This is a genomic window from Geobacillus sp. PK12 (assembly GCF_004123125.1).
Taxonomy (GTDB): Bacteria; Bacillota; Bacilli; order Bacillales; family Anoxybacillaceae; genus Geobacillus; species Geobacillus zalihae.
Map to the genome: position 1 here is coordinate 76,077 of NZ_SDKL01000030.1, position 25,176 is coordinate 101,252.

General features: G+C 52.4%; 26 protein-coding genes and 3 pseudogenes. 20 read left to right on the top strand and 9 right to left on the bottom strand.

Annotation, left to right across the window (positions count from 1 at the left end):
- Window positions 1-172: 172 nt before the first annotated feature.
- From ETR37_RS11230 to ETR37_RS11240, 3 genes are all read left to right on the top strand, one after another.
- The gene (locus tag ETR37_RS11230; RefSeq protein ID WP_020278734.1) at window positions 173-757 is read left to right on the top strand and encodes a phosphatase PAP2 family protein; all 585 of its coding nucleotides are present in this window, start codon (window positions 173-175) and stop codon (window positions 755-757) included.
- Window positions 758-924: 167 nt separating this feature from the next.
- A complete protein-coding gene (locus tag ETR37_RS11235; RefSeq protein WP_129447275.1) occupies window positions 925-1,629 on the top strand; it encodes a hypothetical protein in 705 nt (234 codons plus the stop codon).
- Window positions 1,630-1,781: 152 nt separating this feature from the next.
- A complete protein-coding gene (locus tag ETR37_RS11240) occupies window positions 1,782-3,875 on the top strand; it encodes a GDYXXLXY domain-containing protein (protein ID WP_129447276.1) in 2,094 nt (697 codons plus the stop codon).
- 26 nt (window positions 3,876-3,901) lie between these two features.
- On the opposite strand, the gene ETR37_RS11245 is transcribed toward ETR37_RS11240, so the two are convergent.
- Entirely contained in the window at window positions 3,902-4,774 is an 873-nt protein-coding gene (locus tag ETR37_RS11245) for a fructosamine kinase family protein (RefSeq protein ID WP_129447277.1), read from the bottom strand.
- A complete protein-coding gene (locus ETR37_RS11250; protein WP_014195614.1) occupies window positions 4,771-5,499 on the bottom strand; it encodes an NAD-dependent deacylase in 729 nt (242 codons plus the stop codon). Before ETR37_RS11250 ends, ETR37_RS11245 begins: the two co-directional genes overlap by 4 nt.
- Window positions 5,500-5,644: 145 nt before the next feature.
- On the opposite strand from ETR37_RS11250, the gene ETR37_RS11255 reads away from it, so the two are divergent.
- A complete protein-coding gene (locus ETR37_RS11255; RefSeq protein WP_033025223.1) occupies window positions 5,645-6,196 on the top strand; it encodes a DJ-1/PfpI family protein in 552 nt (183 codons plus the stop codon).
- 155 nt (window positions 6,197-6,351) lie between these two features.
- Here ETR37_RS11255 and ETR37_RS11260 read toward each other — a convergent pair whose 3' ends face one another.
- Entirely contained in the window at window positions 6,352-7,245 is an 894-nt protein-coding gene (locus ETR37_RS11260; protein ID WP_023634139.1) for a DMT family transporter, read from the bottom strand.
- A gap of 314 nt (window positions 7,246-7,559) precedes the next feature.
- Between ETR37_RS11260 and ETR37_RS11265 the strand changes: the two genes are divergently transcribed.
- The 9 genes and pseudogenes from ETR37_RS11265 to ETR37_RS11305 all read left to right on the top strand — a co-directional run bounded on the left by ETR37_RS11265 (window position 7,560) and on the right by ETR37_RS11305 (window position 15,146).
- Window positions 7,560-8,996 carry an NAD-dependent malic enzyme gene (locus tag ETR37_RS11265; RefSeq protein WP_033025224.1) on the top strand — a complete coding sequence of 479 codons (1,437 nt, stop codon included), beginning with the start codon at window positions 7,560-7,562 and terminating at the stop codon, window positions 8,994-8,996.
- 145 nt (window positions 8,997-9,141) lie between these two features.
- Window positions 9,142-9,897, top strand: coding sequence for an SIS domain-containing protein (locus tag ETR37_RS11270; protein ID WP_129447278.1), 756 nt, complete (start codon window positions 9,142-9,144; stop codon window positions 9,895-9,897).
- A gap of 79 nt (window positions 9,898-9,976) precedes the next feature.
- Entirely contained in the window at window positions 9,977-10,201 is a 225-nt protein-coding gene (locus ETR37_RS11275) for a glycosyl hydrolase-related protein (RefSeq protein ID WP_129447279.1), read from the top strand.
- 467 nt (window positions 10,202-10,668) lie between these two features.
- Window positions 10,669-11,403 carry a CAP domain-containing protein gene (locus ETR37_RS11280; protein WP_129447280.1) on the top strand — a complete coding sequence of 245 codons (735 nt, stop codon included), beginning with the start codon at window positions 10,669-10,671 and terminating at the stop codon, window positions 11,401-11,403.
- 210 nt (window positions 11,404-11,613) lie between these two features.
- A pseudogene (locus ETR37_RS11285) lies at window positions 11,614-11,937 on the top strand (MFS transporter); the annotation flags it as partial.
- 144 nt (window positions 11,938-12,081) lie between these two features.
- A pseudogene (gene tnpA / locus ETR37_RS11290) lies at window positions 12,082-12,488 on the top strand (IS200/IS605 family transposase).
- 4 nt (window positions 12,489-12,492) lie between these two features.
- Window positions 12,493-13,548, top strand: a complete 1,056-nt coding sequence (locus ETR37_RS11295) for an RNA-guided endonuclease TnpB family protein (RefSeq protein WP_033005928.1) — start codon at window positions 12,493-12,495, stop codon at window positions 13,546-13,548.
- 159 nt (window positions 13,549-13,707) lie between these two features.
- Window positions 13,708-14,262, top strand: a pseudogene (locus tag ETR37_RS11300) (MFS transporter); the annotation flags it as partial.
- A 134-nt stretch (window positions 14,263-14,396) separates the two neighbouring features.
- Complete coding sequence (locus ETR37_RS11305) at window positions 14,397-15,146, top strand: zinc ribbon domain-containing protein (protein ID WP_081212879.1); 750 nt, start codon at window positions 14,397-14,399, stop codon at window positions 15,144-15,146.
- Here the strand turns inward: ETR37_RS11305 and ETR37_RS11310 are convergent.
- Window positions 15,136-15,798 (bottom strand): SIMPL domain-containing protein, encoded by a 663-nt coding sequence (locus ETR37_RS11310; protein WP_015374632.1) that lies wholly within the window; start codon window positions 15,796-15,798, stop codon window positions 15,136-15,138. The two genes, ETR37_RS11305 and ETR37_RS11310, sit on opposite strands and share 11 nt — an antisense overlap.
- Window positions 15,799-15,818: 20 nt before the next feature.
- A complete protein-coding gene (locus tag ETR37_RS20015; RefSeq protein ID WP_013145587.1) occupies window positions 15,819-15,947 on the bottom strand; it encodes a hypothetical protein in 129 nt (42 codons plus the stop codon).
- Between the two features lie 160 nt (window positions 15,948-16,107).
- Between ETR37_RS20015 and ETR37_RS11315 the strand changes: the two genes are divergently transcribed.
- Both ETR37_RS11315 and ETR37_RS11320 read left to right on the top strand, forming a co-directional pair.
- Window positions 16,108-16,752 (top strand): 5-bromo-4-chloroindolyl phosphate hydrolysis family protein, encoded by a 645-nt coding sequence (locus ETR37_RS11315; protein WP_013145586.1) that lies wholly within the window; start codon window positions 16,108-16,110, stop codon window positions 16,750-16,752.
- 2 nt (window positions 16,753-16,754) lie between these two features.
- A complete protein-coding gene (locus ETR37_RS11320) occupies window positions 16,755-17,945 on the top strand; it encodes a toxic anion resistance protein (protein ID WP_013145585.1) in 1,191 nt (396 codons plus the stop codon).
- Window positions 17,946-18,174: 229 nt separating this feature from the next.
- Here the strand turns inward: ETR37_RS11320 and ETR37_RS11325 are convergent, their stop codons facing one another.
- Together ETR37_RS11325 and ETR37_RS20020 are read right to left on the bottom strand one after the other, a co-directional pair.
- On the bottom strand, window positions 18,175-18,687 hold the full coding sequence (locus ETR37_RS11325) for a YndM family protein (RefSeq protein WP_081132497.1): 513 nt from the start codon (window positions 18,685-18,687) through the stop codon (window positions 18,175-18,177).
- A gap of 15 nt (window positions 18,688-18,702) precedes the next feature.
- Complete coding sequence (locus tag ETR37_RS20020; RefSeq protein WP_255411657.1) at window positions 18,703-18,831, bottom strand: hypothetical protein; 129 nt, start codon at window positions 18,829-18,831, stop codon at window positions 18,703-18,705.
- 147 nt (window positions 18,832-18,978) lie between these two features.
- On the opposite strand from ETR37_RS20020, the gene ETR37_RS11330 reads away from it, so the two are divergent.
- From ETR37_RS11330 to ETR37_RS11350, 5 genes are all read left to right on the top strand, one after another.
- On the top strand, window positions 18,979-19,173 hold the full coding sequence (locus ETR37_RS11330) for a YozQ family protein (RefSeq protein ID WP_081132498.1): 195 nt from the start codon (window positions 18,979-18,981) through the stop codon (window positions 19,171-19,173).
- Between the two features lie 150 nt (window positions 19,174-19,323).
- The gene (locus ETR37_RS11335; protein WP_015374636.1) at window positions 19,324-19,731 is read left to right on the top strand and encodes a VWA-like domain-containing protein; all 408 of its coding nucleotides are present in this window, start codon (window positions 19,324-19,326) and stop codon (window positions 19,729-19,731) included.
- A 175-nt stretch (window positions 19,732-19,906) separates the two neighbouring features.
- Entirely contained in the window at window positions 19,907-21,208 is a 1,302-nt protein-coding gene (locus ETR37_RS11340) for an ammonium transporter (protein WP_020756901.1), read from the top strand.
- A gap of 17 nt (window positions 21,209-21,225) precedes the next feature.
- Window positions 21,226-22,278, top strand: coding sequence for a DUF294 nucleotidyltransferase-like domain-containing protein (locus ETR37_RS11345; protein WP_015374638.1), 1,053 nt, complete (start codon window positions 21,226-21,228; stop codon window positions 22,276-22,278).
- Complete coding sequence (locus ETR37_RS11350; RefSeq protein WP_033006931.1) at window positions 22,271-22,999, top strand: 3'-5' exonuclease; 729 nt, start codon at window positions 22,271-22,273, stop codon at window positions 22,997-22,999. Before ETR37_RS11345 ends, ETR37_RS11350 begins: the two co-directional genes overlap by 8 nt.
- 175 nt (window positions 23,000-23,174) lie before the next feature.
- Here ETR37_RS11350 and ETR37_RS11355 read toward each other — a convergent pair whose 3' ends face one another.
- A complete protein-coding gene (locus ETR37_RS11355) occupies window positions 23,175-23,663 on the bottom strand; it encodes a PCYCGC motif-containing (lipo)protein (RefSeq protein ID WP_081212818.1) in 489 nt (162 codons plus the stop codon).
- A gap of 73 nt (window positions 23,664-23,736) precedes the next feature.
- On the bottom strand, window positions 23,737-24,942 hold the full coding sequence (locus ETR37_RS11360; RefSeq protein ID WP_013523552.1) for an MFS transporter: 1,206 nt from the start codon (window positions 24,940-24,942) through the stop codon (window positions 23,737-23,739).
- Window positions 24,943-25,176: the final 234 nt, after the last annotated feature.

Sequence of the window (25,176 nt, forward strand, 5' to 3'; positions counted from 1 at the left end):
ATTTTTCTTTTGTTCATGAAAATATATTAAGTTATAATGAGGAACTTTCAATGTTTCCTTTTGGTTTGATCTCCGTACAAATCGACTTTGATATCCAGTGGTGGGCAACCGACTGATGCGGTTGTGAGGAAGCATCAACAAGGAGTGAGTCAGAGTGAACCGACGATTATGGATGATAGCGGCTGTCGGCGCGGTCTTTTTTTTGGCTGTTTGGGCAAGCGTGGCAGCCGGGGTGACAAAGGCGGCTGACGAAGGTGGGCTGCAGCTGTTTGATTCATGGCAATGGCTCGATCCGTTTACGTTTCTCGGCAATGGGAAAACAATAGGCATCATCAGTGTGATGCTTGTCATTGGTTTATGGTTTTTCCGCCGCGATGTCTATGGAATGGTGTTGGTTGTCGTCGCTGTTGGTGGGGGGTATGGCATCAACGAATGGATCAAGCATGTTGTGGGGCGGGAGCGCCCGCCGCATGCCGAGATCGGGGGGTTCAGTTTTCCGAGCGGCCACGCGATGATCGGGACGATTTACTTGCTGCTTTTAGCGTATTTTTTGGCGCAAACGCGCACCAAGCGTGGAGAACGGGCGGCCATTTACGGCGTGTTTGCGGCGCTGGCGCTCTTAACTGGCTTAAGCCGGTTAAGCTTGCAAGTGCATTATCCGTCTGATGTGCTTGGCGGGTTTGTGCTTGGCGGTGCTTACTTGGCGGCCTGTCTTGCTCTTTATCGGATGTGGATTCATCGAGGCGGCCGTTTGTAGCTGATCATCAAAAAATCATTTTTTGCCCCATGTTGATTTGATGATGAAGCCGATTCATCGGTTTGATTTAGCGTCTGATCTTGTCGAAAAGGAGAAGAAAATCTCTTTTTCTATACTATGACGTTGTGTGGGACAATGATACAATGGGGGAAAGGAGGTGAGAAACGATGAGCCAAGCCGAACTCGTGCAAATGATGGCCGAACTGCTTGACCAAAAGCTCAATCCCATCCACGTGCGGCTCGATCGGATCGAAGGAAATGTCCGAGCGCTTCAAGAAGGGCAAGCGCGCCTCGAAGGCGAAGTGCAAGCGCTCAAGGAAGGGCAAGCGCGCCTCGAAGGCGAAGTGCAAGCGCTCAAGGAAGGGCAAGCGCGCCTCGAAGGCGAGGTGCAAGCGCTCAAGGAAGGGCAAGCGCGCCTCGAAGGCGAGGTGCAAGCGCTCAAGGAAGGACAGGCGCGGCTGGAAGATGAAGTGCAGTTGTTACAGAAGGGACAAGCCCGCTTGGACCAACGGCTTCACCGGGTTGAGGAGGATGTGCGCACATTAAAAGCGGATATGAACGCGGTCAAAGGCGACGTCCAAACATTGAAAGCCGACATGGATGCGGTCAAAGGCGATGTGCAAACATTGAAAGAAGGACAGCGACGGCTTGAAGGGAAAGTTGAACGGGTCGAAGAAAAAGTTGACAACCTCACACTAGAAATGCGGAGCCACTTTCGCTATATCGAGAACATGCTCCATAAGCATCAGGCCGCTCTTGACATGGCTTCGCGGCAGTTCTCTTCGCAACAGTCATCGATCAACTATTTGATCAAAAAAGTGGCAGAGCATGATATGGACATTTTCCACTTAAAAAATGATCTCCAACCATAGTGTCCTGTACTGCAATAAAGAAAACAGTCTAAAGGGTGAGCGGCAACTAGGAAAATACGATGGAATGAGGCGTGTTTTCACTGGTCTTCTAGACAGCTTTTTCAGCATATTTTATAGAGAGAAAGATTCGAGCCACAAGGGGAGGAAGCGATATGGCGGTCCGCGTCGTGAAAACGGGGTATGCGTTGGCGTTTTTGTGCATGATTGCCGGGATGGTGTATTTTTTTGCCGCCAATTGGCCGGAGATGGGGCGAGAGGTGAAAGTCGGGATCAGCATCGGCATGATGGCGGTGTTTTACATCGCAAGCGCGGCGCTTTGGGGCCGCCGTCGTTTCTTAGGGCGTTGGATGTTGATCAGCGGAGTGTTGTCATTTGGCATTGCGTTGGCGCTGCTCGGCCAAATTTACAACTCGCATGCGGACAGTTATTGGCTGTTTCTTGTCTGGCTTGCGCCAACCGCTTTGTTGGCGCTGTTGACAAAAGAACGGGTGCTGTCCGTGATCGCGATTGGGTTGTTGCAGCTTGCGTGCTGGTTTTATTATTTTCCGTCCGCTTATCGGATTGAGTGGACGGAATGGTCTTCGTTTGGCGTGCTGTCGTTATTCGTGATCGTAAACGGTGCGCTCGTTGTGTTTGCTCGGACACCGCTCATCCGTTGTTTCGCTTACCTAGCCATGCAAGGTTGGCTGCTTGTGATGGACATAACCGGGTTTTCCTATGGGCGCGACGCATGGTGGCCATACGTGTATGCCGTGTTGCTCGCTGTGTTGCTTTATTATTTTCTTGTCATCGCCAAGCAGCGGTTGTATGTGTTGTTGACGAGTTTGTTTGCTGGACTGTTTTTGTTCATTCAATACATTCGCTTGCTCGCTGATCATTATGGAACATGGTTGCTTCTCATTGGGCTCGTGGCGGCTGCTGCCGTGTTGTACGGGGGCGTTGTGCTATTGCGGCGCACGGGGCTGTTTTCAGCAAAGACGAAAGCCGGGAAATGGTTTTTGGCGGCGTTTCAGGCGATTGTCACACTTGCGGCTTCCGCGTTGGCCATCCAAAGCCTGCTTGGCTTGTATTTTCTTTGGACAGAGTCATGGTCGCCTTATGTGCTCTTTTTCATTTCCATCTTTGGATTTGTCGTTCCCGCCTCATTGGGCCGGCATTGGAATGCGGTCGTTCGTTATACTCTGCTGGCTGTTGGTTATGGGCTCGGGGTGGCGATGGCGGGGGAGGTCTCGCGGCTGGCTCTGTTCCTCTATGCCATTGGGCTTGCGATTGGCATCATCCGGTCATCAGACAGCGGAGTGCGCCGGTTGACGACGGCGGCGCTGACGGTCTATTTCGGGATCGCCTTAAGTTCGGCGATGGATGACGGCCGGACGGTGTTGCTCACCTTGGCTTTGGTCAACGGCGGGTTGTATGCGTATGGCCGCTTTCGCGGAACGCCGTTTCTCACTCCGCTTGTCTTGGCGTTCGGAGCGCTTGGGATCGCGACGAGCGCCGATGTATTTGCGGCTGATGGACTGTACGTGGCGTTGAATATCGTCATGGTCTTGGCGCTTGCCTTCTTTCTTTTCCGCGGTCGGCAACTGGAGCGGAAGACCGCTTGGGTGTACACGGCGCTTTATCTCGTGCTGAAATATTACGAGTTCGCCTGGAATTTGCTTCATAAATCGATCAGCTTGCTGGCGGCAGGCGTGGCGTTGCTTGCATGGACATTGTGGCTCGAGAAACGGAATGGCTTCACATGGGCCAAGGGAGTGCGCTGGGGGCGGCGCGTTTCATTGTGGACGCTCATAGTCGTGATCGCTCAATTTTCATTTTTAGGTTATACCGTTTGGCAAAAAGAGCGATTGCTGCGATATGGTGATGTCGTAAAGCTGGAGCTTGAGCCGGTGGATCCGCGTTCCATGCTGCAAGGGGATTATATTCAGCTTCGGTACGATATTTCCACCATTCCGTCGCTTGATGGAAGCGGACGGGTGCAAGTTGGGCTGCGAAAAGGAGCGGATGGGGTGCATCGTTTGGCTGGCGTATATATGGTGAATGGAAACAAAAGGCCGGGATACACGCCGCAGCCTGGGGATGTGATCATCACCGGCACGTTCCACGGCCCGCAAGTCGTGTATGGCATTGAATCGTATTTCATTCCGGAAAAAACGGGGATGACACGGCAAGAGAATGTTCGGTTTGCCTATGTGCGCGTGAGCGAAAGCGGGGATGCGCTGCTCGAAGCGATTCGTGCTGAATAAAGATGGCGCGGGGAAAGCAGGAGAAACTACTCCCCCGCATACCGTTCTAACACGCGGTCGACCGCGTTGCCGTATGTTTCGCCGAATAAATTGAGATGAACGAGCAAGTAAAACAGCTGGTAGAGCGGTTTTCGGTCATGATAATCAGCCGAGAGCGGCATAAGCTCGCGATAGCTTTCATAAAACCGGAGCGGAAAGCCGCCAAACAGCTCGGTAAACGCGATCTCAAACTCATGATGGCCATACAAAACAGACGGATCGATCAAATACGGCACTCCGTCTGGCCCTGGAATCCAGTTGCCGCTCCATAAGTCGCCATGCAAAAGCGACGGAACACAGTCATCCGGGAGCCATTGGTCAAGCCGCTCGAGCAGCCATTCGAGACGTTTGCGCCGCTTGGCGGGCAGGAGGCCTCTCTCCGCCGCTCGCGTTATGTGTGGTCTAAGGCGGGCGTCGCGGTAATAGTCGGGCCAGCGGCCGTACCAACCGTTGCGCTGCGGCAGCGTCCCGATGTACGTATCGCGGTCAAGGCCAAACGCCGGGCCGCGGCATTGATGGAGGCAGGCAAGGCCGCGGCCGAGCTGTTCGGCCGTCCGTTCCGTTTCTGCTCCTTCGACCCATTCCAAGACGAGCCAGCCCCAGCCGTCCGCTTCACCAGAGCCAAAGACGTGCGGAACACGGATGGCGCCCGTTTGTCCGATCAGCTCCAATCCCATCTGTTCAGCGGCGAAAAAATCGGCCGGCGGGAAGTGCTGCATTTTGATAAAGTACGTTTGCTTGCCGCTTTGGACGCGATAGGCGTCATTGATGTCCCCGCCTGAGACGCGGCGCCAATGGCGGATGTGGGAGTGGTCGCCGATCGATTCGAGCGCCATTTGCAACATCGTTTCTTTGGTCATGGATCCACCTCCGCCAACTGCTCATTGAGCTCGTTCAGCACTTCACCGATTTTTCGCTGATGGATGACAGCATCGGCGAGATCGTCCAGTTCCGTCGGTTCCCAATTGATGATCACGAGTTTAGCCCCACTCCGCTTGGCAACAAGCGGCAGCTGGTTGGCTGGGGATACCTGCAGAGAGGAGCCGAGCACAACGAACAAGTCCGCTTGGCGGGCCGCTTCCCACGCTTGATCGATGGCTTTCTCCGGCAGCGGCTCGCCAAACAGCACGACCGACGGGCGCAAAACTCCGCCGCATTCGCACGTCAACACACCGTGCAAATAGACAAAGCTGGGTTTTGACTCCCCGCACCGCTGACAATGGACGGTGCGGAGCGAGCCATGAAGTTCGATGACGCGTCGGCTTCCCGCTTCTTGGTGAAAGCCATCGACATTTTGCGTCACAATCGTTTGCACGATCCCGCGCCGCTCCCAATCGGCCAATAAGCGGTGTCCGTCATGCGGTTGGCATTGTTGCAAGGTGCGAATGCGATATTGGTAAAACTCGACGAACGATTCACGGCGATGGTACAGCGCATCGATGGTAGCGAGTTCGCTCGGGTTAAAACGCGCCCACAGCCCGGTGCGCGGCGAGCGGAAATCGGGCAGCCCGCTTTCGGTTGACATGCCGGCGCCGGTCAGCACGACGGTGTGGCGCGAGGCGGCCAGCCATGAGGTGATGGTCATTCTGTTTCCCTCCTTACTGTCGCAACCATAGCGACTCTCGTTTCTGCTGCTTCATACCTTTCCACCAATCATTTTACTTTTCCTTTTCACTCGTTTCCAGTATGATAGAAATGAAAGAAAAAAATGGACAAGGAGGCGGAAATCCATGAGCAAAAAAGTGTTGATCATCACCGGCGACGCTGTTGAGGCGCTGGAGGTGTATTATCCGTATTATCGTTTGTTGGAGGAAGGGCATGACGTAACGATTGCCGCGCCGAAGAAAAAGAAACTGCACACCGTTGTCCATGATTTTGCCGACTGGGATACGTATGTGGAAAAACAAGGCTATTTGATCGACGCCCATGCATCGTTCGCCGAGATCGACCCGACGCAATACGATGCGTTAGTCATTCCAGGCGGGCGGGCGCCGGAATACATTCGCCTTGATGAAAACGTGCAGCGCATCGTCCGTCATTTCTTTGAGGCGAATAAGCCGATTGCCGCAATTTGCCACGCCTCGCTCATTTTTGAAACGATGCCGGATTTGTTGAAAGGACGGAGTTTGACAGCGTATATTGCCTGCAAGCCGGGGGTTGAGGCGCTAGGAGCGACGTATGTGTCTGACCATACAGTCCACGTTGACGGCAACCTCGTCTCCGCCCATGCGTGGCCGGATTTGCCGGCGTTTATGCGTGAGTTCCTTCGATTGCTCCAATAGCCAAAAAGCGGTCTCCCTTTGGGTGAGGGGAGACCGCTTGTGCATGCAACAGGGTTTTGGGTGCGGCGGGCGGCGCTGTTTTTCATGGCTAAAGGTTCCCGCTTGTGATGGCGGGTTTTATTTTTGATGATGCTGTCCGCCAAACGGCCCGGCCGTCATCCTGCGATATCCACTTGTTCCGTCTTCACTTTCGGCGCTTTTGTCGCCAAATAGACGCCGAACAAGACGATTGCGCCGCCGGCCAGCTGCAGGACGGATAGAGCACCGCCAAGCAAAAACGTGATCACAGCGGTAAATACGGCAATTAAGTTTAAATATACACCGGCATGGCTCGGACCGACTTTTTGCACTGAGATGTTCCAAAATAAGAAGGAAAGAATGGACGGAAACAAGCAAATATAGACCAATCCGGCGAGCCCAGCTGCACTTATGTGATCAGCTGGAAACGGATAAAAGAATGCGAACGGCCACAGCAGCAGCAAGCTAAAAAAAACGGAGCACGTTGTCGCTGTAATCGGTGGGACGGGTAGTTTTTTGCCGATGATCGAATAAAGCGCCCAGACGACACCGGCGGCGAGCATCATCAAATCACCGCGGTTGTAGTTCATTCGGAAGACGTGTGCTATATGCCCATCCGTTAAAATAAACAATACACCGGCCAGCGACAACAAAAAGCCGGCAATATTGGTTTTTGACAGCCGCTCCCGCAGCAGCGCATACGACAACACGACGATGATCGCCGGATTGAGCGAATTGACGATCGCTGCGTTCATCGGCGATGTATAGGCGAGCGCGCCGTATAAAAGCAAATTATAGCCGATGACGCCAAGAATTCCGGCTGCAGCGAGCGGCAGCCAATATTGTTTGATGATGTCCTGGTAGCGCGGCCGCTCAAGCCAGTACGATACGGGCGCCAACACGATAAAAGCGGCGCACCAACGGATCAACGTCAGCCAAAATGGGCCCGTTTCCGCAATGATGGACTTCCCGATGACGTAATTGCCGGCCCAAAACAAGTTGGCCAGCACGAGAAACAGCTTTTCTCTCATTCTTTTTCGCTCCTGTCTAGTTTTTCCTTTCTTTTACGTTTACTTCATTGCTGCTCTGATTTCCTTCTTGCATGTTGTTTTTCTGCCGTCAGCCACCCCTGTTGCTGTTTTGCCAACAGCCGAACATGAACGGTGGGAAGAAGGCTGCGCTGGCTCAGGACGCATGCTGTTTCACGTTCGGCGGAAAGATGCATGCGTTTGCCGAAAGGGGGTGTACAATAAGGGTTGTCTTTTTCCGGTTCATAGGATAACATTTGTACCGTAAGATGATTTACTGATTTAAACAAAAATAGAGAAAAGGAAGGACGATTGTTATGGCATTACCAGGCGGGGCAGCGATGAACATTACGATTCGTCTCCAGTTCGAAAAAGATATCGTCTCATTCAGTGATATCGCCGCCGCGATTGGCAAAGCGGGCGGGGACATTGTCGGGATTGACGTCATTTCATCAAGCAAAGTCCATACGGTGCGCGACATCACCGTCAGCGCGCTCGACACGAAGCAGTGCGATTTGATCATTGAGGCGCTGAAAAAAATTCGCGGCGTCAAAATCATCAACGTTTCCGACCGCACGTTTTTGATGCACATCGGGGGGAAAATTGAAACAAATTCAAAAATCCCAGTGAAAACGCGGGACGACTTGTCGCGGGTGTATACGCCTGGCGTGGCGCGCGTCTGCACGGCCATCGCTGAAGATCCGCGCAAGGCGTATTCGTTGACGATTAAACGGAATACGGTAGCCGTCGTCTCGGACGGCACCGCGGTGCTCGGGCTGGGCGACATCGGCCCGTATGCGGCGATGCCGGTCATGGAAGGGAAAGCGATGCTGTTTAAGGAGTTTGCCGGAGTGGACGCGTTTCCGATTTGCTTGAACACGAAAGATACGGAAGAGATCATCCAAATTGTGAAAGCGATCGCTCCGGCGTTTGGCGGCATTAATCTCGAAGACATTTCCGCTCCGCGCTGCTTTGAGATTGAAAAGCGGTTGAAGGAAGAGCTTGACATCCCGGTGTTCCATGACGACCAACACGGCACGGCGGTCGTGCTCTTGGCCGGGTTGCTTAATGCGTTGAAAATCGTCGACAAAAAGCTCGAGGACATTAAAGTGGTTCTCACCGGCATTGGCGCCGCTGGCATCGCCTGCACGAAAATTTTGCTTGCGGCCGGCGTACGCAACATTATCGGGGTCGACCGCCACGGCGCCATCCATCGCGATGAAACGTATGAAAATCCGTATTGGCAAGAATATGCGCAAATCACGAACCCGGATAATCTGAAAGGAAGCTTGTCCGATGTCATCGCCGGCGCAGATGTGTTTATTGGCGTCTCAGCTCCCGGCATTTTAAAAGTGGAAGATGTGAAAAAAATGGCGCGCGACCCGATCGTGTTTGCGATGGCCAACCCGATTCCGGAAATTGATCCGGAGCTGGCCGAACCGTACGTGCGCGTTATGGCGACCGGACGTTCTGATTATCCGAACCAAATTAACAACGTCCTTTGCTTCCCGGGCATTTTCCGCGGGGCGCTCGACTGCCGGGCGAGAGAAATTAACGAGGAAATGAAGCTTGCCGCTGCGAAGGCGATTGCCTCTGTCGTGACGGAGGATGAATTGAACGAAACATACATCATCCCGAGCGTCTTCAACAGCAAAGTCGTTGAACGCGTCAGACAAGCGGTCATCGAAGCCGCTTACCGCACTGGGGTGGCGCGGAAGGACAATATCCCGGTTGGCGGATATACAGGGCAGTAAAGCAAGGAATGCGATGGAACCGACGGACGGCTTCCTTTATAGGGGAAGCCGTTTTTTTGGCTGCAGGAGCGGGTCTAACCGTGGCTGCGGCGGGCTAAATCTAGTTTAGGGATAGGAAATCAAGCGCTTAAGGGGCGAATGGCCGATGATCAATCAATATTTCCAAAAAATCAATGAACATCTGGAACTCGTTTTAAGCCATGAAAAGGACAATCTAAAAAAGGCCGCCCATATGGTAAGCGAAGCGATTCAAAACGGCGGAATCGTTCAGTTATTCGGATGCGGCCATTCCCATATTTTGACGGAGGAAGTGTTTTACCGGGCGGGAGGGCTTGTTCCGGTGAAACCGATCTTTGTCGAGCCGCTGATGCTTCACGAAGGGGCGGTGCGGTCGTCCATGTTGGAGAGAATGAATGATTTGGCACAAAATTTTATCAATCATGAGGATATCCGTCCTGAAGATGTGTTTTTTGTTTTGTCCACATCGGGGCGCAATCCGGTTCCGATTGATGTGGCGTTGGCAGCAAAGGAGAAAGGGGCGTACACGATCGCGATTACATCTTTGGAATATTCGAAGAGTCAACCGTCGCGGCATAAGAGCGGTCGGTTATTGTATGAAGTGGTGGACTTGGTGATTGACAATCATTGTGTGAGAGGAGACGCGATTTTAGCTCATCCGAATGTTTCCGTTCCATTTGCCCCTACTTCGACCGTGATCGGCAGCGCGATTTTAAACGCCGTTTTCGCCGAGGCGATTGTCCTCATGGTGGAAAATGGATTTGAGCCGCCCGTCTTTTTAAGCGGCAACATTGAGGGGGCGGACGAACATAACCGCCGATGGGTGGAGAAATATAAAGAACGCATTCCGGTGTTGGTTGAGGGGCATCAACTATCGCAATAGAAGAGGCGCTCTATAGCCAACCGCCATCCGTTCTTGCTAAAATAGTAGCAAACGATGAGACGGTGGGGGATGGAGATCGATGCGCTTTGTCGAACGGGTGCGGCTGTATGCCGATAAGCTCCTCTTTTACAATTCAACGCCAACGATAACGACGGCGGCGTTCCAATGGAACAAGCCGTTTTCGGGCGTTTTTCGCGCGAATCTCAACGAGGAGCCGCTTGACTCGCTCGCGGCGGACGAATGCGGGACGTTTGCCGTCGAGGTGAAGCCGAATGAAGTGCAAACGGTGCTCGTTGTCGACTAGGAACGAAAAAGATCATGACAGAAGCTGGGGCTGATCGCCACCAGCTTCTTTTTTAAAACAAGAATGTGAATATCTCCCCTGTTTTGTAACACAGCTGTAACAATTGTTAAACGAAATGGTCCAAAAAAGAGGCTGTCAACTCCCTTTTTCCTAGAAAAATGTGGGTGGCTAGAATAATAGAGGGGAAAAAGGAAGGGCAGTTAGTGAAAGGATGCCGCTTCCAATCGTTGCAACTGCCGTGATGGGCAGCCAACTGGCAATGAAAACAAGCGCTTGTTTTTCCGGGTGTTGCCAGCCTGCGTTTTTTTCCATTTTAGCCCAAAAATATTACAAAAAACCCGTGTTATAATGAGGGCGAAGGCAAGGGAACAACGAAACCGTTCCTCTTCGAATCTCATCGTGTAGGCATGACTGACGGACGCAATATCTCTGAAACTTTCAAATAGAGGATACAAGGAGGAATTCCGATGAAGAAAAAAATGGTAGCAACAATCGCAGCTTCGGTCGCACTCGCCGGCGCTTCGTTCGCGGCAACGAAAACGGAAGCAGCTGGGACGACGTGTCCGACAGCGAATGCGTATCAAGTAAAATATGTCAGCACAAACGTTCAAGATTTTGAGAAATGGCTGCAACAATACTTCCCGTTCGTGTCGTTCCAACCGGTAAAACCGGCAACCCAACAACCGGCGGCAAAACAGCCAACGACAAAACCGCAGGCGCCGGCAACGGTCAAACAGCCAGCGACGAAACCGGCTGCGAATACGCAAGCATCGGCAAAAACGCCAGCGACGGCCCCAACAGCAGCGCCGCAAAAAGCAACTGGCTTAAACGCCTATGAGCAACAAGTCGTTGAACTGACGAATAAAGAGCGGGCAAAATACGGCTTGCCGCCGCTTCAAGTTGACTTGGCCCTCAGCAAAGTCGCCCGCGAAAAATCGCGCGATATGGCGGTGAACCACTACTTCTCGCACAACAGCCCGACGTACGGTTCTCCATTTGAGATGATGAAAAAATTCGGCATCTCGTACACGGCTGCCGGGGAAAACATTGCCAAAGGCCAACGCACCCCGCAAGAAGTGGTCAATGCGTGGATGAACAGTGAAGGCCATCGGGCAAACATTTTGAACAAAAACTTTACGCATATCGGCGTTGGTTTTGAAGAAAATGGATATATTTGGACACAGCAATTCATCCGCAAGTAAGAGACAAACGAAATGCAAGTCGAGGGTGTCCCAAAAGGATCGGGACACCTTTTTTATATAGTCATGAAACAATATGTTGTGTTTCGTTTAAGGAAAAACACCCTTTTGGTTCAGCCCTTTTTTATTTGAAAAATATTTCTCCGATCCCCTATCAAAATATGATATAATTTCCAAAGAAATTCGAAAGACGAAAGATTAGGGGGACAGCGGATGCGAATACGCGATTGGGACCGCAACCTAAAAGTGCGCCTGTTTGGCGAGGCGCTCATGAATACGACCTTTTGGATGTTTTTTCCGTTTATATCGATTTATTTTGCCGATGCCTTTGGCAAAGAGACAGCGGGGTTGTTGTTGATTGTTTCGCAGTTGTTCTCGGTCATCACCAATTTAATGGGCGGCTATTGTGCTGATGTATTCGGACGCAAGCGGATGATGGTGTTATCCGCCTACGGACAGGGGGCGGCGTTTTTCGTTTTCGCCTTGGCCAGCTCCCCGTGGTGGTCGTCGCCGTTTGTTGGATTTCTTAGTTTTACAGAAAATGCCGTCTGAAAGCCCACGGTTTGAATCGTGGGATGAAAGACGGCGTTGCTCGGTAATCTCTTCATGGGATTGCTTAGAGCAACCATTTTTTATCTTTAATTGTTTGAGTATGACCATTAAACTGATACAATTAATAATATGGAACAAAAATATCGAAGAACGAAAACAACTGTATCTTTAATTAACTACCATTTTGTTTTTTGCCCGCGTTATCGAAGAAAAGTGTTAGTGAACAAAGTGGAAGAGCGATTCAGGCAGTTAGTAGAAGAAATTTGCCAAGAGAATGATTGGATTATTCTTGCTTTCTTGCTATGGAAGTGATGCCTGATCATTGTCATTTGTTCTTGAATGGCCTCCCTTCTGATTCTCCATCAGATATGATGACAAAAGTGAAAGGAGTGACTTCCCGACGATGAAGGGAAGAATTTCAACACTTGTCTCATCTGCCAAGTCTTTGGACACGCTCTTTCTTCGTGAGTACAGCAGGGAATGGATCAAGTGAAATCATCAAACGCTATGTGGAATCTCAAAAGAAAAGGGGGTGAATCCATGCCGACGATCACGCTAAGGCTGGAACTGCACAACCCAACGAAAGTCAAACAGGAAATGTATGAACGGATGACAGAAGTGAACACAGAGTTTGCGAATTGGCTGTTGGATCATCCAGAACTGAATCAAGCGACGAGTAAAATTTTTAAAGCGTTTTCGTCACAACGATTTCCTTCCGCCGTCGTGAATCAAACGATTCGAGAAGTGAAGTCCCAAAAGAAAAACCAGAAAACAAAGAGGTTTCGAACATTATGGTGTTGCTTTAACAATCAAAACGTGAAGGTGGAAAAGAAAGGAGAGTTCTACACCGTTTCATTCCCAACATTAGAGAAGCGAGTCGGTGTGCCGGTGGTCACGCGTCCCTATCAAGAAGCATGGCTGAATCGATTGTTGAACGGAACCGCCAAACAAGGGGCGGCCAAGCTCTACAAAAAGAGAAAGAAATGGTGCTTGGCGATCGCGATCACCTTTGAAGTCAAGCCGCGACACGAAACAAAGGTGATGGGGGTTGACCTTGGACTTCGCTATCTCGCTGTTGCCAGCGTGGGAACGAAATCGTGGTTTTTCAAAGGGAACCAATGCGCCTTTGTACGCCGACGATATGCGGCTTTGCGAAGGAGATTAGGAAAAGCCAAGAAGCTCCATATGATTCGCAAAATCGGCCGTAAAGAGTCCCGCTGGATGAAGGATCAAAATCACAAAATCAGCCGTCAAATCGTGAATTTTGCGCTCGCCAACGGTGTTGGCGTGATTCGAATGGAAGAGTTGACGGGCATTCGGAAACGGGCAACATCGGCCAAAGAAGCAGGACGAAGCCTTCATGCTTGGGCGTTTCATCAACTGCAAACGATGATTGCCTATAAGGCGGAAATGGCAGGCATTCGGGTCGAGTGGGTGAAGCCGACCTACACGAGCCAAACGTGTAAATGTGGACATCGGGAAAAGGGAAATCGCAATGGCATCCACTTTCAGTGTAAAAAATGCGGATACACCCTCCACGCCGACTTAAATGGCGCCATCAACATCGCCAAAGCAATTTCGGGCTTCGCCGCCTAACCTAGCGCACTGGTCACAGGTGCGCCGCCCATCGGGGTACATTCTAACCCGATGGGACGGGGTGATGACACACCCCTGATCTTGGGCGTGGTCCGAACCAGAAATGGATGAGGACGCGAATGACCCAAGAATCCCACGGCTTTAGCCGTGCGGAGTGTCAAACAGCTTGACTTGCTGATCCCGGTATATACAAAAGAAACGGTCGAAGCCGAAACATTGGCAGGATGGACGATTGACGGCGCGAGCGCCTTTAGTTGGCTCATTGCCGAAAACGGTCTGTTGGTCGCACTATGCACGGTGGCTGTGACGCGTTGGATGTCTCGCTACTCGGAGCGGCAGGCGTTTGTCGGTTCATCCCTCTTATACGGCATTTCGATGTGGCTGTTTAGTCAAACGTCTTCGCTGCTCGGATTGATCGCGGTCATGGCGCTGTTTACGCTGGCTGAGCTGATGACAGCTGGCTTGCAGCAGTCGTTCATTTCCCGCTTGGCTCCGGAGGTGATGCGCGGCCAATATTTTGCCGCCGCCAGTCTCCGTTTTACGATCGGGCGGATGTTGGCGCCGCTGTCGCTCGTCGCTGCGGAATGGATCGGCTATGCATGGACGTTCGTTGTCCTTGGGATGCTGGCGCTAGGAAGCGCGGCCTTATACGCCTGGATGTTTCAACAAGTCGGGCGGCGAATGGAGCGACCGAACGCTTCGTTTTTGCGATAATGGGCGGTGCAAACGGCTATCCGTTTTTCGCTCAGGCGGGTATAATAAAAAGCGCACCGTTGTTCGTGTAACATATATTCCCTGTCTCTGACATAAAGTGGAACTAGACAGCGAGAAGGAGAGGGGAAGCGCTCATGAAACCGCGCGTGTTCGAACCGGATGCCATTGAGGGGGGAACGGGAAGCCGCGGCGGTCAGAACGGCGCCGCGGCGTTGGCGCGCAGCGAAAAGAGGCAGCAGGCGCGCGTTTTGTCTCGGGAAAAGAGGAGAAAAAAGCAATACCGTCTCATCGGCTGGCTGCTTGTCGCCATCGTCGTTCTGTGGGGGGCGAGCACGCTTCTTTGGAGCGGGTATGGGGCGTTGAAGACGGCCGCGAGCCGAGAAATGGCGATTATGCGCTTAAAAGATGCGATCGAAGACCGCGATGTGGCCGCTTTGCAGGCGATGCTGCGGGTGACGGAGGAAAGCGTGCCGATCAACGAGAAAACGTTGGCGCCGTTGTTCGCGTATGTGGAACGGCACCCAGAAGCGTATGAACAGCTAGATCGGGAGTTTGCCCGCCAGCGCAAGAGCGGCCACGTGTATATTAAAGGATTGACATCTCACCCGCCGGTGTTTACGATTCACGTGTTTGAGGACCGGTATGTGTTTGAGCCAGCCCTCTATTTTCTCCATGTGCGCGTCGATGATCCGGAGGCGTTGCTTGTCGTCAATGGGGTGAAAACGGAAGAGGAGGCGACGAAAGACCCATTTGTCAAAAAAATCGGCCCGTATTTGCCGGGCGCGTACGCTGTAACCGTCGTCCATTCGAATGGGAAAAAGAAAACCGTCCGCGTCGAGCTGTTTGGCGGCGCCCGCGTCCATGAAGTCGATATCACGAAATGAACGAATAAGCAAATACCGCTTCCACGACGGCGGTAATGACAACATCTTGCGTCTGCACAGGCGGCGCTGATGAGGAAACGCTGAGAACAGCCGGACCGTATGGCGACGGCCGGATCGATGACTGTTCTTTCAGTTCAATCGGCGTGTCATAAAGAGGCAAGCTGAGAGCGCGGGCGATGGCCAGCGCTTTTTCTTTGGCGTTTTTCACGGCCAACGCCAATGCCTGCTGGTAATGGGCTTGTTCGTTTGCTAGACGGAATTCCAAGCCGCGGGCGAGGTTTGCTCCATGGGCAACGGCCGCCTCGTAAATGGCGCCGGCTTTTTTAGGGTCGCGGACGGTGATTTCAAGCCAATGTTCGACTCTATAGCTGGATAATACGTCGGCTCCATTGTGATGTTCGTATTGGGGATAGATGGAAAACGCCGTCGTCTCCAAATCTTCTGTTTGCACGCCAAGCGCCTTGAGTGCTCCAATGACTGCGTCGGTGCGTTTCGCGTTGTCAGCAAGCGCTTCTTGAATATGGACGTGTTCGGTGCGCACCCCGATCGCAATGAGGACGGTGTCTGGCTTGGCGCTGACTGTCCCTTGGCCGGTGACGGTCAGTGCGGCGCGGGAGGCGGTTGGCGGTGTGGGGCGGTGCCAAGGCTGCATCGTGTTCCCTCCTTCTGCTGTTAGGCAGTTTTTTTGTCATCATCCGCCGCCTGCCAATAGTAGACGCGCGGCAGTCCGGCATAGCACCAATATTCTTTCAACAGCGAGATCGCGACAAAGGAGACAAGCTGCCAATTGATCGCTTTCATCCCGATTCCCCTTTCGATGGCCCTGTTACTATAGCCTATTCGAAACGGCCATTGTCCTATGCGCGCCGTCCAGTTGGCGATGAAACTTCTTTGGGCGCTTGTACGTATCATGGAATGGACATGCTATAATGAAAGAAAAGATTAAAGAAGGAGAGGGACCATGAAGCAGCTGCTTCGTACGATATGGCGTTGGTTTGTCTCATGGAACGCAGGGGTCATCGTCGCGGTGATCGTATTCATCGCTGCTGATTTTCGCTTTTGGCCTTCGATTTTATCCGGAATGGGGGCGATGTGGGGGGTGTCCGCCATCATGAAAAGGCGGCATCATCGCCTGCCGGCTGATGTGTCCGCTGAGGAGCTTGTCTACGTTCGCAGCCAGCTTGGCGAAGCGCGCGCGTTATGGAAGCGGCTGCGTCGCGCTCGCTATCGGCTTCGTTCTGTGGTGATGTGGCAAACGGTTTCCCGGTTGAGTGCCATCGTCGATCGAATCATTCGCGCCATCGAGCAACAACCACATCAACTGCGCCTCGCCCAGCCATTTTTCTTAAACGAATGGCCGACGGCGGTGGAGATGGTGGAGAAATACGTTTATTTGGCGCAACAGCCGGTGCAAAGCGCCGATATGGCAAAAGCGTTGCAGGAGACGGAAAGAGTGCTTGACGAGCTGACTTCAGCGGCTGAACGGCAGTTGCTTGAGGTGTTATCGAACGACATCTGGTCGCTGCAAACGGAAGCGAAATGGCTCGAGCGATCGCTCCGACAATCGGATGGGCTTCGTCTGCCGCTGTCAAAGAAAGGAGAATGACGATGGACGAACGGAATCACGGGATGGAATCGACGGATTGGCTGCAAGGGCTGGAACGGACAAGTTCCCTTGATGAGCTGCTTGCAAAGCCGTTTTCTTCGCCGGCCGAACCGCGGCTCAAGGAGGAAGAAAAGCCGGCGCGCGCGCTTGATGCGTTGAAGCCTGAGCATCGGGAAAAAGCGCTTGCGCTCGCCAAACAAATCGACCCGGCCAACCATCAGGCCGTCTTGCAATACGGTGTGGCGGCGCAAGCCGAGCTGTCGAAGTTTTCTCATGCGATTTTGCATCATGTGCAAACGAAAGACGCTGGGCCGGTCGGCGAAGTGATCAGCGAACTGATGGCCAAAATTAAGGAGGTCAACCCCGATGACCTAATGCCGGCGAAAAAAGGGTGGCTGTCCCGCTTGTTCGGCGCAGTGGCCAAGCCGCTGCAAGAGATGGTGGCGAAATACCAAAAAATCGGCGTTGAAATTGACAAAATCGCTGATCGGCTTGAGAAGCACCGGCATTTGTTGCTTCGCGACATCATGATGCTTGAGACGCTCTATGAAAAAAACAAAGACTATTTTGAAGCGCTCAATATTTATATTGCGGCAGCGGAATACAAACTCGAAGAGCTGCGGACGAAGACGATTCCAGAAAAGCAAGCGGAAGCGGAGCGCTCCGGCGACCAAATGGCATGGCAGGATGTACAGGATTTGCGGCAGTTTGCCGAGCGGCTTGAGAAGCGGGTGCATGACCTAAAGCTCAGCCGGCAAGTGACGATCCAGACTGCGCCCCAAATCCGCATGATTCAGCATATGAACGAAACGCTTGTCGAGCGGATTCAATCGTCGATTTTGCATGCCATCCCTCTTTGGAAAAATCAAGTCGTGATTGCTTTGACGCTGTTTCGGCAGCAAAGGGCGGCTGCGGCGCAAAAGCAGGTCGCCGAAACGACGAATGAGCTGTTATTGCGCAATTCGGAGATGTTAAAAACAAACAGCATCGAAATCGCCAAGGAAAACGAGCGTGGCTTGGTTGATATCGAAACGTTGAAGCGAACACAAGAAAATTTGATCGCTACGCTCGAAGAAACGTTGAAAATCCAAGCGGAAGGCCGCTTAAAACGGCAGCAGGCCGAACGCGAGCTGGCGGCGATGGAAGCGGAATTGAAACAGACGCTGCTTGCGCTGAAACGACCGGAGCAATAAGGGCGGATAGGAGATTGCCCTGTTTCGGCTTGCGGCCAAGCGGTCGATGGATCCGTCCATGGCTGTAGAAGAAAGCGCCAGAAAATCAAAGAGCCTCATGCGAAACGGGTGTCTAGCGAACGAGAAGACACCCGTTTTTTTCACTTGCCATCCGTTTGGTTTTGAACGGGAGGAGGACGGACTGTCAACTGAAGCGGCCGGCATCCCGGCTGTGCAGCCTCCATTTTCTTTATAGAATAGGGGGATGAGGAGGCTCTTGACCGTACCGATCATTTTCTTGTTCCGCTCGTTCACGATCTTTGTCATCCGGACGGGCGGCGCGGACGTCAAACTCTTCCGCCGCCTCCGTTTGCCATTGGCGGCCGATGAGCGGGGCGTCTTTTTCACCGTGCTCGACAGTGACAAATCGCAGCACATAGGCGTGAAACAGCAATTCCCCCATCGCCGCAAGCAGGGCGGAAAAAAACGCCGCGCTTAATATGGCGGCGCCGGCGATGTCATAAAACGCGCCGATGCCGATCCATACCGCTACAAACACAAGCCCAAAATCGGCGATCGTCGCTGAGACGTTGCCAAGGCGCCGCAGAACGTACAAGTCGCCGAGCGCATAGGCGACAAGCGTCAGCCAAAGGCTAAACCATAAAATCTCTGCCGATGAAATGCGCAAAAACAGCGGTAAAATGGCAAACATCACCGTGGCGGTCAGCAAATATTTCAGCACTAACGCAAGCAAATGTCTCATTGGGATTCGCCGCCTTTATTCTGCTGGATGGTTTGGTCCTTCCAATTTTTTATCGCCGTATCCCGGCTGTTTTTCCCTGTCTTTGTCCGGTTGTTGTTTTTTTTCTTGTTGTTCAGGGCTGTTGTTTTGCTTTGGATGTCTCATTAGCCATCATCCTCTCTTTCCATTTGTTTATCGTTAGTTTGCCGCGTTTGTCTTGATGTATACATACATGATCCATAAACTTCCTCTTTTTATTTCCCCCCTGTTCTACATTAATATAATGAACGGCATGAACAAGGAGGAATACAGATGGCGGAAAACAAACAATCGCTTGAGATGGCTTTACAGCAGTATGTCCCGTCGAATGATGAGGCAGCTTCGTTTCTTGGTTCAGCATTGGCTGAAACACATGAACAAGTGAGCGATATGTACGCGGAGGGAACCATCGAGGCCACGATCGAACACAAAAATGGCTCAGACTCCCCCCTTTCTCCGCGGGAGTAAGAAACGTCAAGGAGCTGTTCCTTGGCGTTTTGGTTGATGTTTGTGAAACGGGAGGGGAAAAAGGAAAGAAAAACAGTTCGTACTTTCCCCCATCGTCGTCTATACTAGTAGTGCGCACGGCGATTCACCGATATAAGGGGGATGATCATCGTGAGATGGCAGCGGGCTTTATTGGCGTTGCTCAAAGAGCGGAAAGACCATTCCATCGCGTTGGCGATCGACACATCAAACCGTCCGGAGCGGCCAATGCTCATTCAAAACATTGTGAAGCTGTTTGAAAAGCTGCGCCCGGACACGCTGCTCGTCCAAGCGGATTTTAAAATTCGCGATGTATCTCCGGTTGGCGTGGCGACGATTCAATATTTCAAGCACGGGAAATCGTCGTACACCGAAGTGCTGGAATGGGCCGCTGCGCAAAAAATCGATACGTTGTTTTACATCACCGATGTAACCGGCTATTTTTATGAAGAACTCGAAGTCGACTATGAAGTGTTTTGGCTTGTGCCGGACGATTATATGCCGCGCGTGCCGTTTGGCAAGCCGATTCGCGTGGCGTAACACTGTGAGGAATGCCCTTCGTGATGAAGGGCATTCTCTTTTTGTCAGGAAATTTAACAAGTTTTTTGTGAATGAAACCGATTACAACCAAAAACAGACATTGCTTTTGGTGTATTTGTGTTATATATTATGACATATAAAAGGAATGATAAATAACAAAAAGGGGGATGCGTAAATGGATGAAAAAACGTTGACGCTTGGGCTGGATGCCCTCTGGGTCATGCTTTCGGCGGTGCTCGTCATCGGTATGCAGGCAGGGTTTGCTTTGCTTGAGGCTGGATCAACGCGCATGAAAAACTCCGGGCATGTGGCTGGCAAACAAATTTTAAGCTTTGCCATCGCCTCATTGGCGTTTTGGGCGTTCGGCTTTGCGATTACGTTTGGGGCTGGGAATAGCTTCATCGGGACGGAAGGATGGTTTTTAAAAGAAGGAAAAGGAACGTTTGACTCGTTGTCGTGGGCGAATGTGCCGCTCGAGCTCAAATTTTTATTCCAGCTCGGCTTTGCCGGCGTGTCGCTGGCCATCGCTTGGGGCGGCTTCGCTGAGCGGGCGAAACTGTCTGTTTATTTTCTTTTTGGCACGATTTTTACGATCGCCATTTACCCGGTGATCGGCCATTGGGTGTGGGGCGGCGGCTGGCTTGGGAAAATGGGAATGCAAGATTTCGCTGGTTCGACCGTTGTCCACTTGCAAGGCGCGATTGCGGCGCTCGTGGCTACCATTTTGCTCGGGCCGCGCATCGGCAAGTTCAATAAAGATAAGACTCCAAACGTCATTCCTGGGCATAACCAAGTATATACGGTCATTGGCGGATTGATTTTATGGATCGGCTGGTTCGGCTTTAACGCTGGCAGCACGATGGCGGTTGGCGACGGATTTTTCGGCTATGTCGCGCTGACGACGAATTTGGCCGCCGCGGCGGGAGCGATCGCCGCGATTGTGACGGCGAAAATTTTGGTCGGCAAAGCGGACATTCCAGCGATGGTCAACGGCGTGCTCGCGGCTTTGGTTGCCATTACCGCCGCGTGCGCGTTCGTCGAACCGTGGGCGGCGGTTGTGATCGGTGCAGTGGCGGGGTCGTTTACGTTCTGGACATCCATCTACTTTGAACGCAAAGGGATTGACGATCCGATTTATGCTTTTTCCGTCCATGGTGTCGCTGGCATTATTGGCACGATTTCAACTGGGTTTTTCGCCTCGCCGCGTTTAGTCGAGATCACGGGCATCGGGAAGGCTGGACTGTTTTACGGCGGCGGATTTGATCAGCTGATTGTGCAAACGGTCGGGGTGCTCGGCGCTGCGGTGTATGTCGCTGCTGTTTCGTTTGTCATCTTATATGCCCTGAAGAAAACGATCGGGCTGCGTGTCACGGCGGAACAAGAAATTTCAGGTCTTGATATTAGCGAGCACGGTTCTTATGGCTATCCGGAACAGCTCGATCCGGCGTATCAGCCCAAGACCCTCGCCCAGCAGTAGCCAGGAGGGGAAAGGTGATGGAATCGTTGGCGGCAAAGGTGGTCGAGCGGCTCAACCAAGCCGAGTCGGCCGCCGAACTTCGTTTTTGTCATGATGAACTGGCGCGCGAACTGCGGCGCTGTCTAGCATCTGAACAAATGAAGCAGCTTGCAGGCGACGTCGTTTGCGTGCATGAAGCCATCCTTCGCCGCGCGTTTTTCCTTGCGGAGCGGGAGACGATGAAACGGTCGGTCGGCATTCGTCCCCCGGCGTGGTGCTGGTATGTGATGGGAAGCATCGGCCGACGGGAGCCGACGATTTGGACGGACCAGGACCACGGCATTTTATTCGACTGTCCTGAGGAAGAGGAGGCGGCTTGTTATGAATTCATCCGCCATATGGCGGCGGTTGGGGTGGACATGTTGCATGAGGCTGGGTATCCCTACTGCTCCGGTTACGTGATGGCGACGAACAAGCGGTGGGCGCAGTCGGTCCGCGGTTGGGAGCAACAACTTTCTTCCTATTTAGACAGCGGGTGGCCGAACGACATTCGCTTTTTGTTGATCGCGATGGATATGCGTCCGCTTTATGGCGAGACGGAATTGGCTGAGGAGGGCAGGAGGATGCTGTTTTCGGCGGTGGCCAAACGGCCGCCGCTGTTGGCGCGCATGGGGGAGCACGTTCAATTTCCTCCGGTTCCGCTCGGTTGGCTGGGCAACGTGCAAACGGAGCGATGGGGGCCGCACAGCGGGGCCGTTCATATGAAACAAAGCGGCTACGTGCAGCTCACCAATGCCTTAAAATGGTTGGCCTGTTTTGCGCGCGTCCCGGCGGCGGACACGGCTGAGCGGCGACGGACGCTTGAGGCGGCTGGCGTATTGACGGCGCCGCTTTCCGCCGCCGTTTGCGAGGCGCTGTCTGTTTACTATTCGATTCGTCTTAAGTACAGCACCGAGGCGGGGGACGGGCGTGAATATGTGTTATGGCGGACGCTTGAGCGGACAGAGCAAAAGCAGCTGAAGCAAGCGATGCGCACCGCAAAACGGTTGCAGCGCTTTGTCGCCCGGCGGGTGGCTAACATTCATGCATGAGCGGCACCGTTTTTGGCAGCGGGCGCTCCGCTTGTTGTCGCTCGGCGTTCCGCGCGAGGCATCATCCGCCTTATTTGGGCATGACCATTCGCTGCAACAGGAAACATGGCTTCGCTCGCTGCAAAAGGAAAAACAGCACATCATCGATTGGCATGACCGTTTGACTGACATCCCGTTTGTCATCATCGATATGGAAACGACCGGCTTTTCCCCGGAGCAAGGCGATGAAATTTTGGCCATGGCGGCGGCGAAAACGGTTGGAGGAGTCGTGACCGATGCGTACATGACGCTCGTCAAGCCGGAAAAGCCGATTCCGGAACATATTTCCGCCTTGACCGGCATTGAGGCGAAGGATGTGGTGTTCGCTCCGCCGCTTGCCGAGGCGCTGCGCACGTTTGTGCCGTTTATTGCCGCCGGCGTCTTAATTGGCTATCATATCGGTCATGATTTGGCGTTTTTGCGCCATGCCCTTTGGCGTCATTATCGGCAAAAATGGAGCGGACGATTTCTTGACTTGCAGCCGATGATGACGCTGATCGGCCATTCGTGCCCGACGTTTGACGATGCGTTAGCTTGTTACGGCATCCGTTGCCCGCGCCGCCATACGGCCGACGGCGATGTCGAAGCGATGACGAAGCTATGGGCGATTTTGCTTAAGGAGCTTCACGGGCGCGGCATCGATACGTTGCACGATTTGTACGCGGCGCTCAGCCGCCACTGACGCTCCTAGGCAGGGCAGAGGGCTGGAAGGTTGGTGGAGAATGGTCATTGTTCGCCAAGCGATCGAGTTCGCCGTGAACAAAGAGTTGATTTTACAGGATCAATGTCGTTTTGGCCTAGGGCATCGGCTGAACGAAAAAAAAAAAGCGCTAAGTTTGGCGCTTTTTTTGCTGGTATTAGAGCGGTTTGGTCGGCGTCGGTTCGGCGTAGCCTTCTTTATATTTTTCATCGATCATATGCCGAATGTCTTTGATCGATTTCCCTTGATCGTAAGCGGCGATCGATTCGGCGGCGATCTCCAAGCAGACGCCGCATTTGGTCGCATGATCATCCCAGACGACCGAGCCGTCTTGTTTATTTTCATAGACGAAGCAGTCGTAATTGTTCTTATGGCCAGCTGATTGCCCGCAGCCGCAATAGCAAGGGATATTCTCAAGCAGCTCGCGGTGTTCGGCCGCCTGCTGGTACAAGACCGCCATCTCTTCTTCAAACGCGCTCAAAAAGCTTGGCAAATGCTCGATCGATTTTGTTGTTTCGCGAATATCGCCGGTGGCGGTTTTCGTCATCTGCGAGTGGCTTTGTTCCTGAACGCCGTCATCGGTGCAGCTTGAGAGCAGAACGCTGAGCGACAACATGCATGTGGCGATCCATGTCAGTTGTTTCATCCTCTTCTTCCTTTCCGTACAGTCTGCATTTTGAATGTACCATACTTCGCGGCAGGCGGCAACCGTCGTATGGTCAGGCGCGTTGCTGTTGTTGGGCGTGGCGGTGTTTGTGTTTTCGTCGTTTTTCGATCATGGCGAAATAAAGGGCAAAAACAGCGAGCAGAAACAATGCATCTCCGGCGTAAAGCGGTCGGAATCCGATTGAGGCCATCAGCACGCCGGTGAGAAAAGAGCCGGCGCTGATGCCAACGTCAAAAAACGATAAAAACGTGCCGAGGGAAGAAGAACTGCGCGACAAAGAGCCTGATTGAATCGCCATCGTCTGCAAAACCGGAAACAAATTGCCCCAGCCCATTCCGATCAAAGCTGCACTTAATAAAAAGATTCCTGTCGTTTTCGCTATGCTTAACAAAAACAGCCCGACGGCAAATGAAGATGTGCAAAATACAATAAGCGCCTTCGGTCCGTGTGCGTCAAACCATCTCCCGGTAAACGGACGGGAAACAAGCAGCACCGCAGCATAAATCACGAAAAAGAGATTGCTGCTTTCCCCAAGATGAAGCGATTTGGCGTAGACCGACACAAACGACAGCACGGGCGCGTACGTCAAAGCGAACAATGCACCGATGAACGCCAGCGGTAGCACGGAAGGCTCGATCATCTGCTTCAGCGACAGCTGGATTCGCAGTTTCGAAGATGACTGCTTCGCCTGCGGCGTTGCCGAACGGATAGACAGCGCAGAAAGGAAAGAAGCGACGGTGCATACAAGCGCAATGATCAGCATCCAAAACGCCCCAAGGCGTTCAAGAGAAAAGAGGCCGAAAAACGGCCCAGCCACCATAGCGAGATTGGAGGACAAAACAAAATAGCCCATTCCTTCCCCTTGCCGTGTCGATGGAACGATATCAGCGACGAGCGCTCCGCCTACCATCGTGGCAATGCCGAACCCTAAGCCGTGCAAAAAGCGGATGGCAAGCAAACTGAGCAGGCTGTGGGAAAATAGGTACAATACGGAAGATGTAATGAAAAGAAGAAGAGACCATCTCAGCATCAATCGCTTCCCGTAGCGTTCGACAAACTGGTTGGCGGCAAAACGGACGATAATGGCCGCCGCCAAAAAAACAGCCGACACAAGCCCTGACAGCGATTCCTCGACGTGCAAGTCATGAATGGCGTAAATCGGCATGGTGACCAAAAGAAAATAATAGTTGGCAAACAAGAAAAAATTGCAAATAAAAAGGCTGGCAAAGTGTTTTGTCCACAATGCTTCTTGGCCCATGAATCACGCTCCTTCCCCCATAAAAGGAAAAATGGCAGGGGGAGCGGCGATGTGACGCCTCCGCCTGCGTTGAATAAGAGTTGTGTAAAAATTATGATAATACTTCTGACTTGATTTTTCTAGTTGTATGCTCATAGTTGGTTCATCACCAAAAGTTGTACTTGCACCTGTCATGAAAGTATGTTAGCTATTTCTAGCCGAACCCGCAATGCAAAACGCTGGATATTTCTGTAT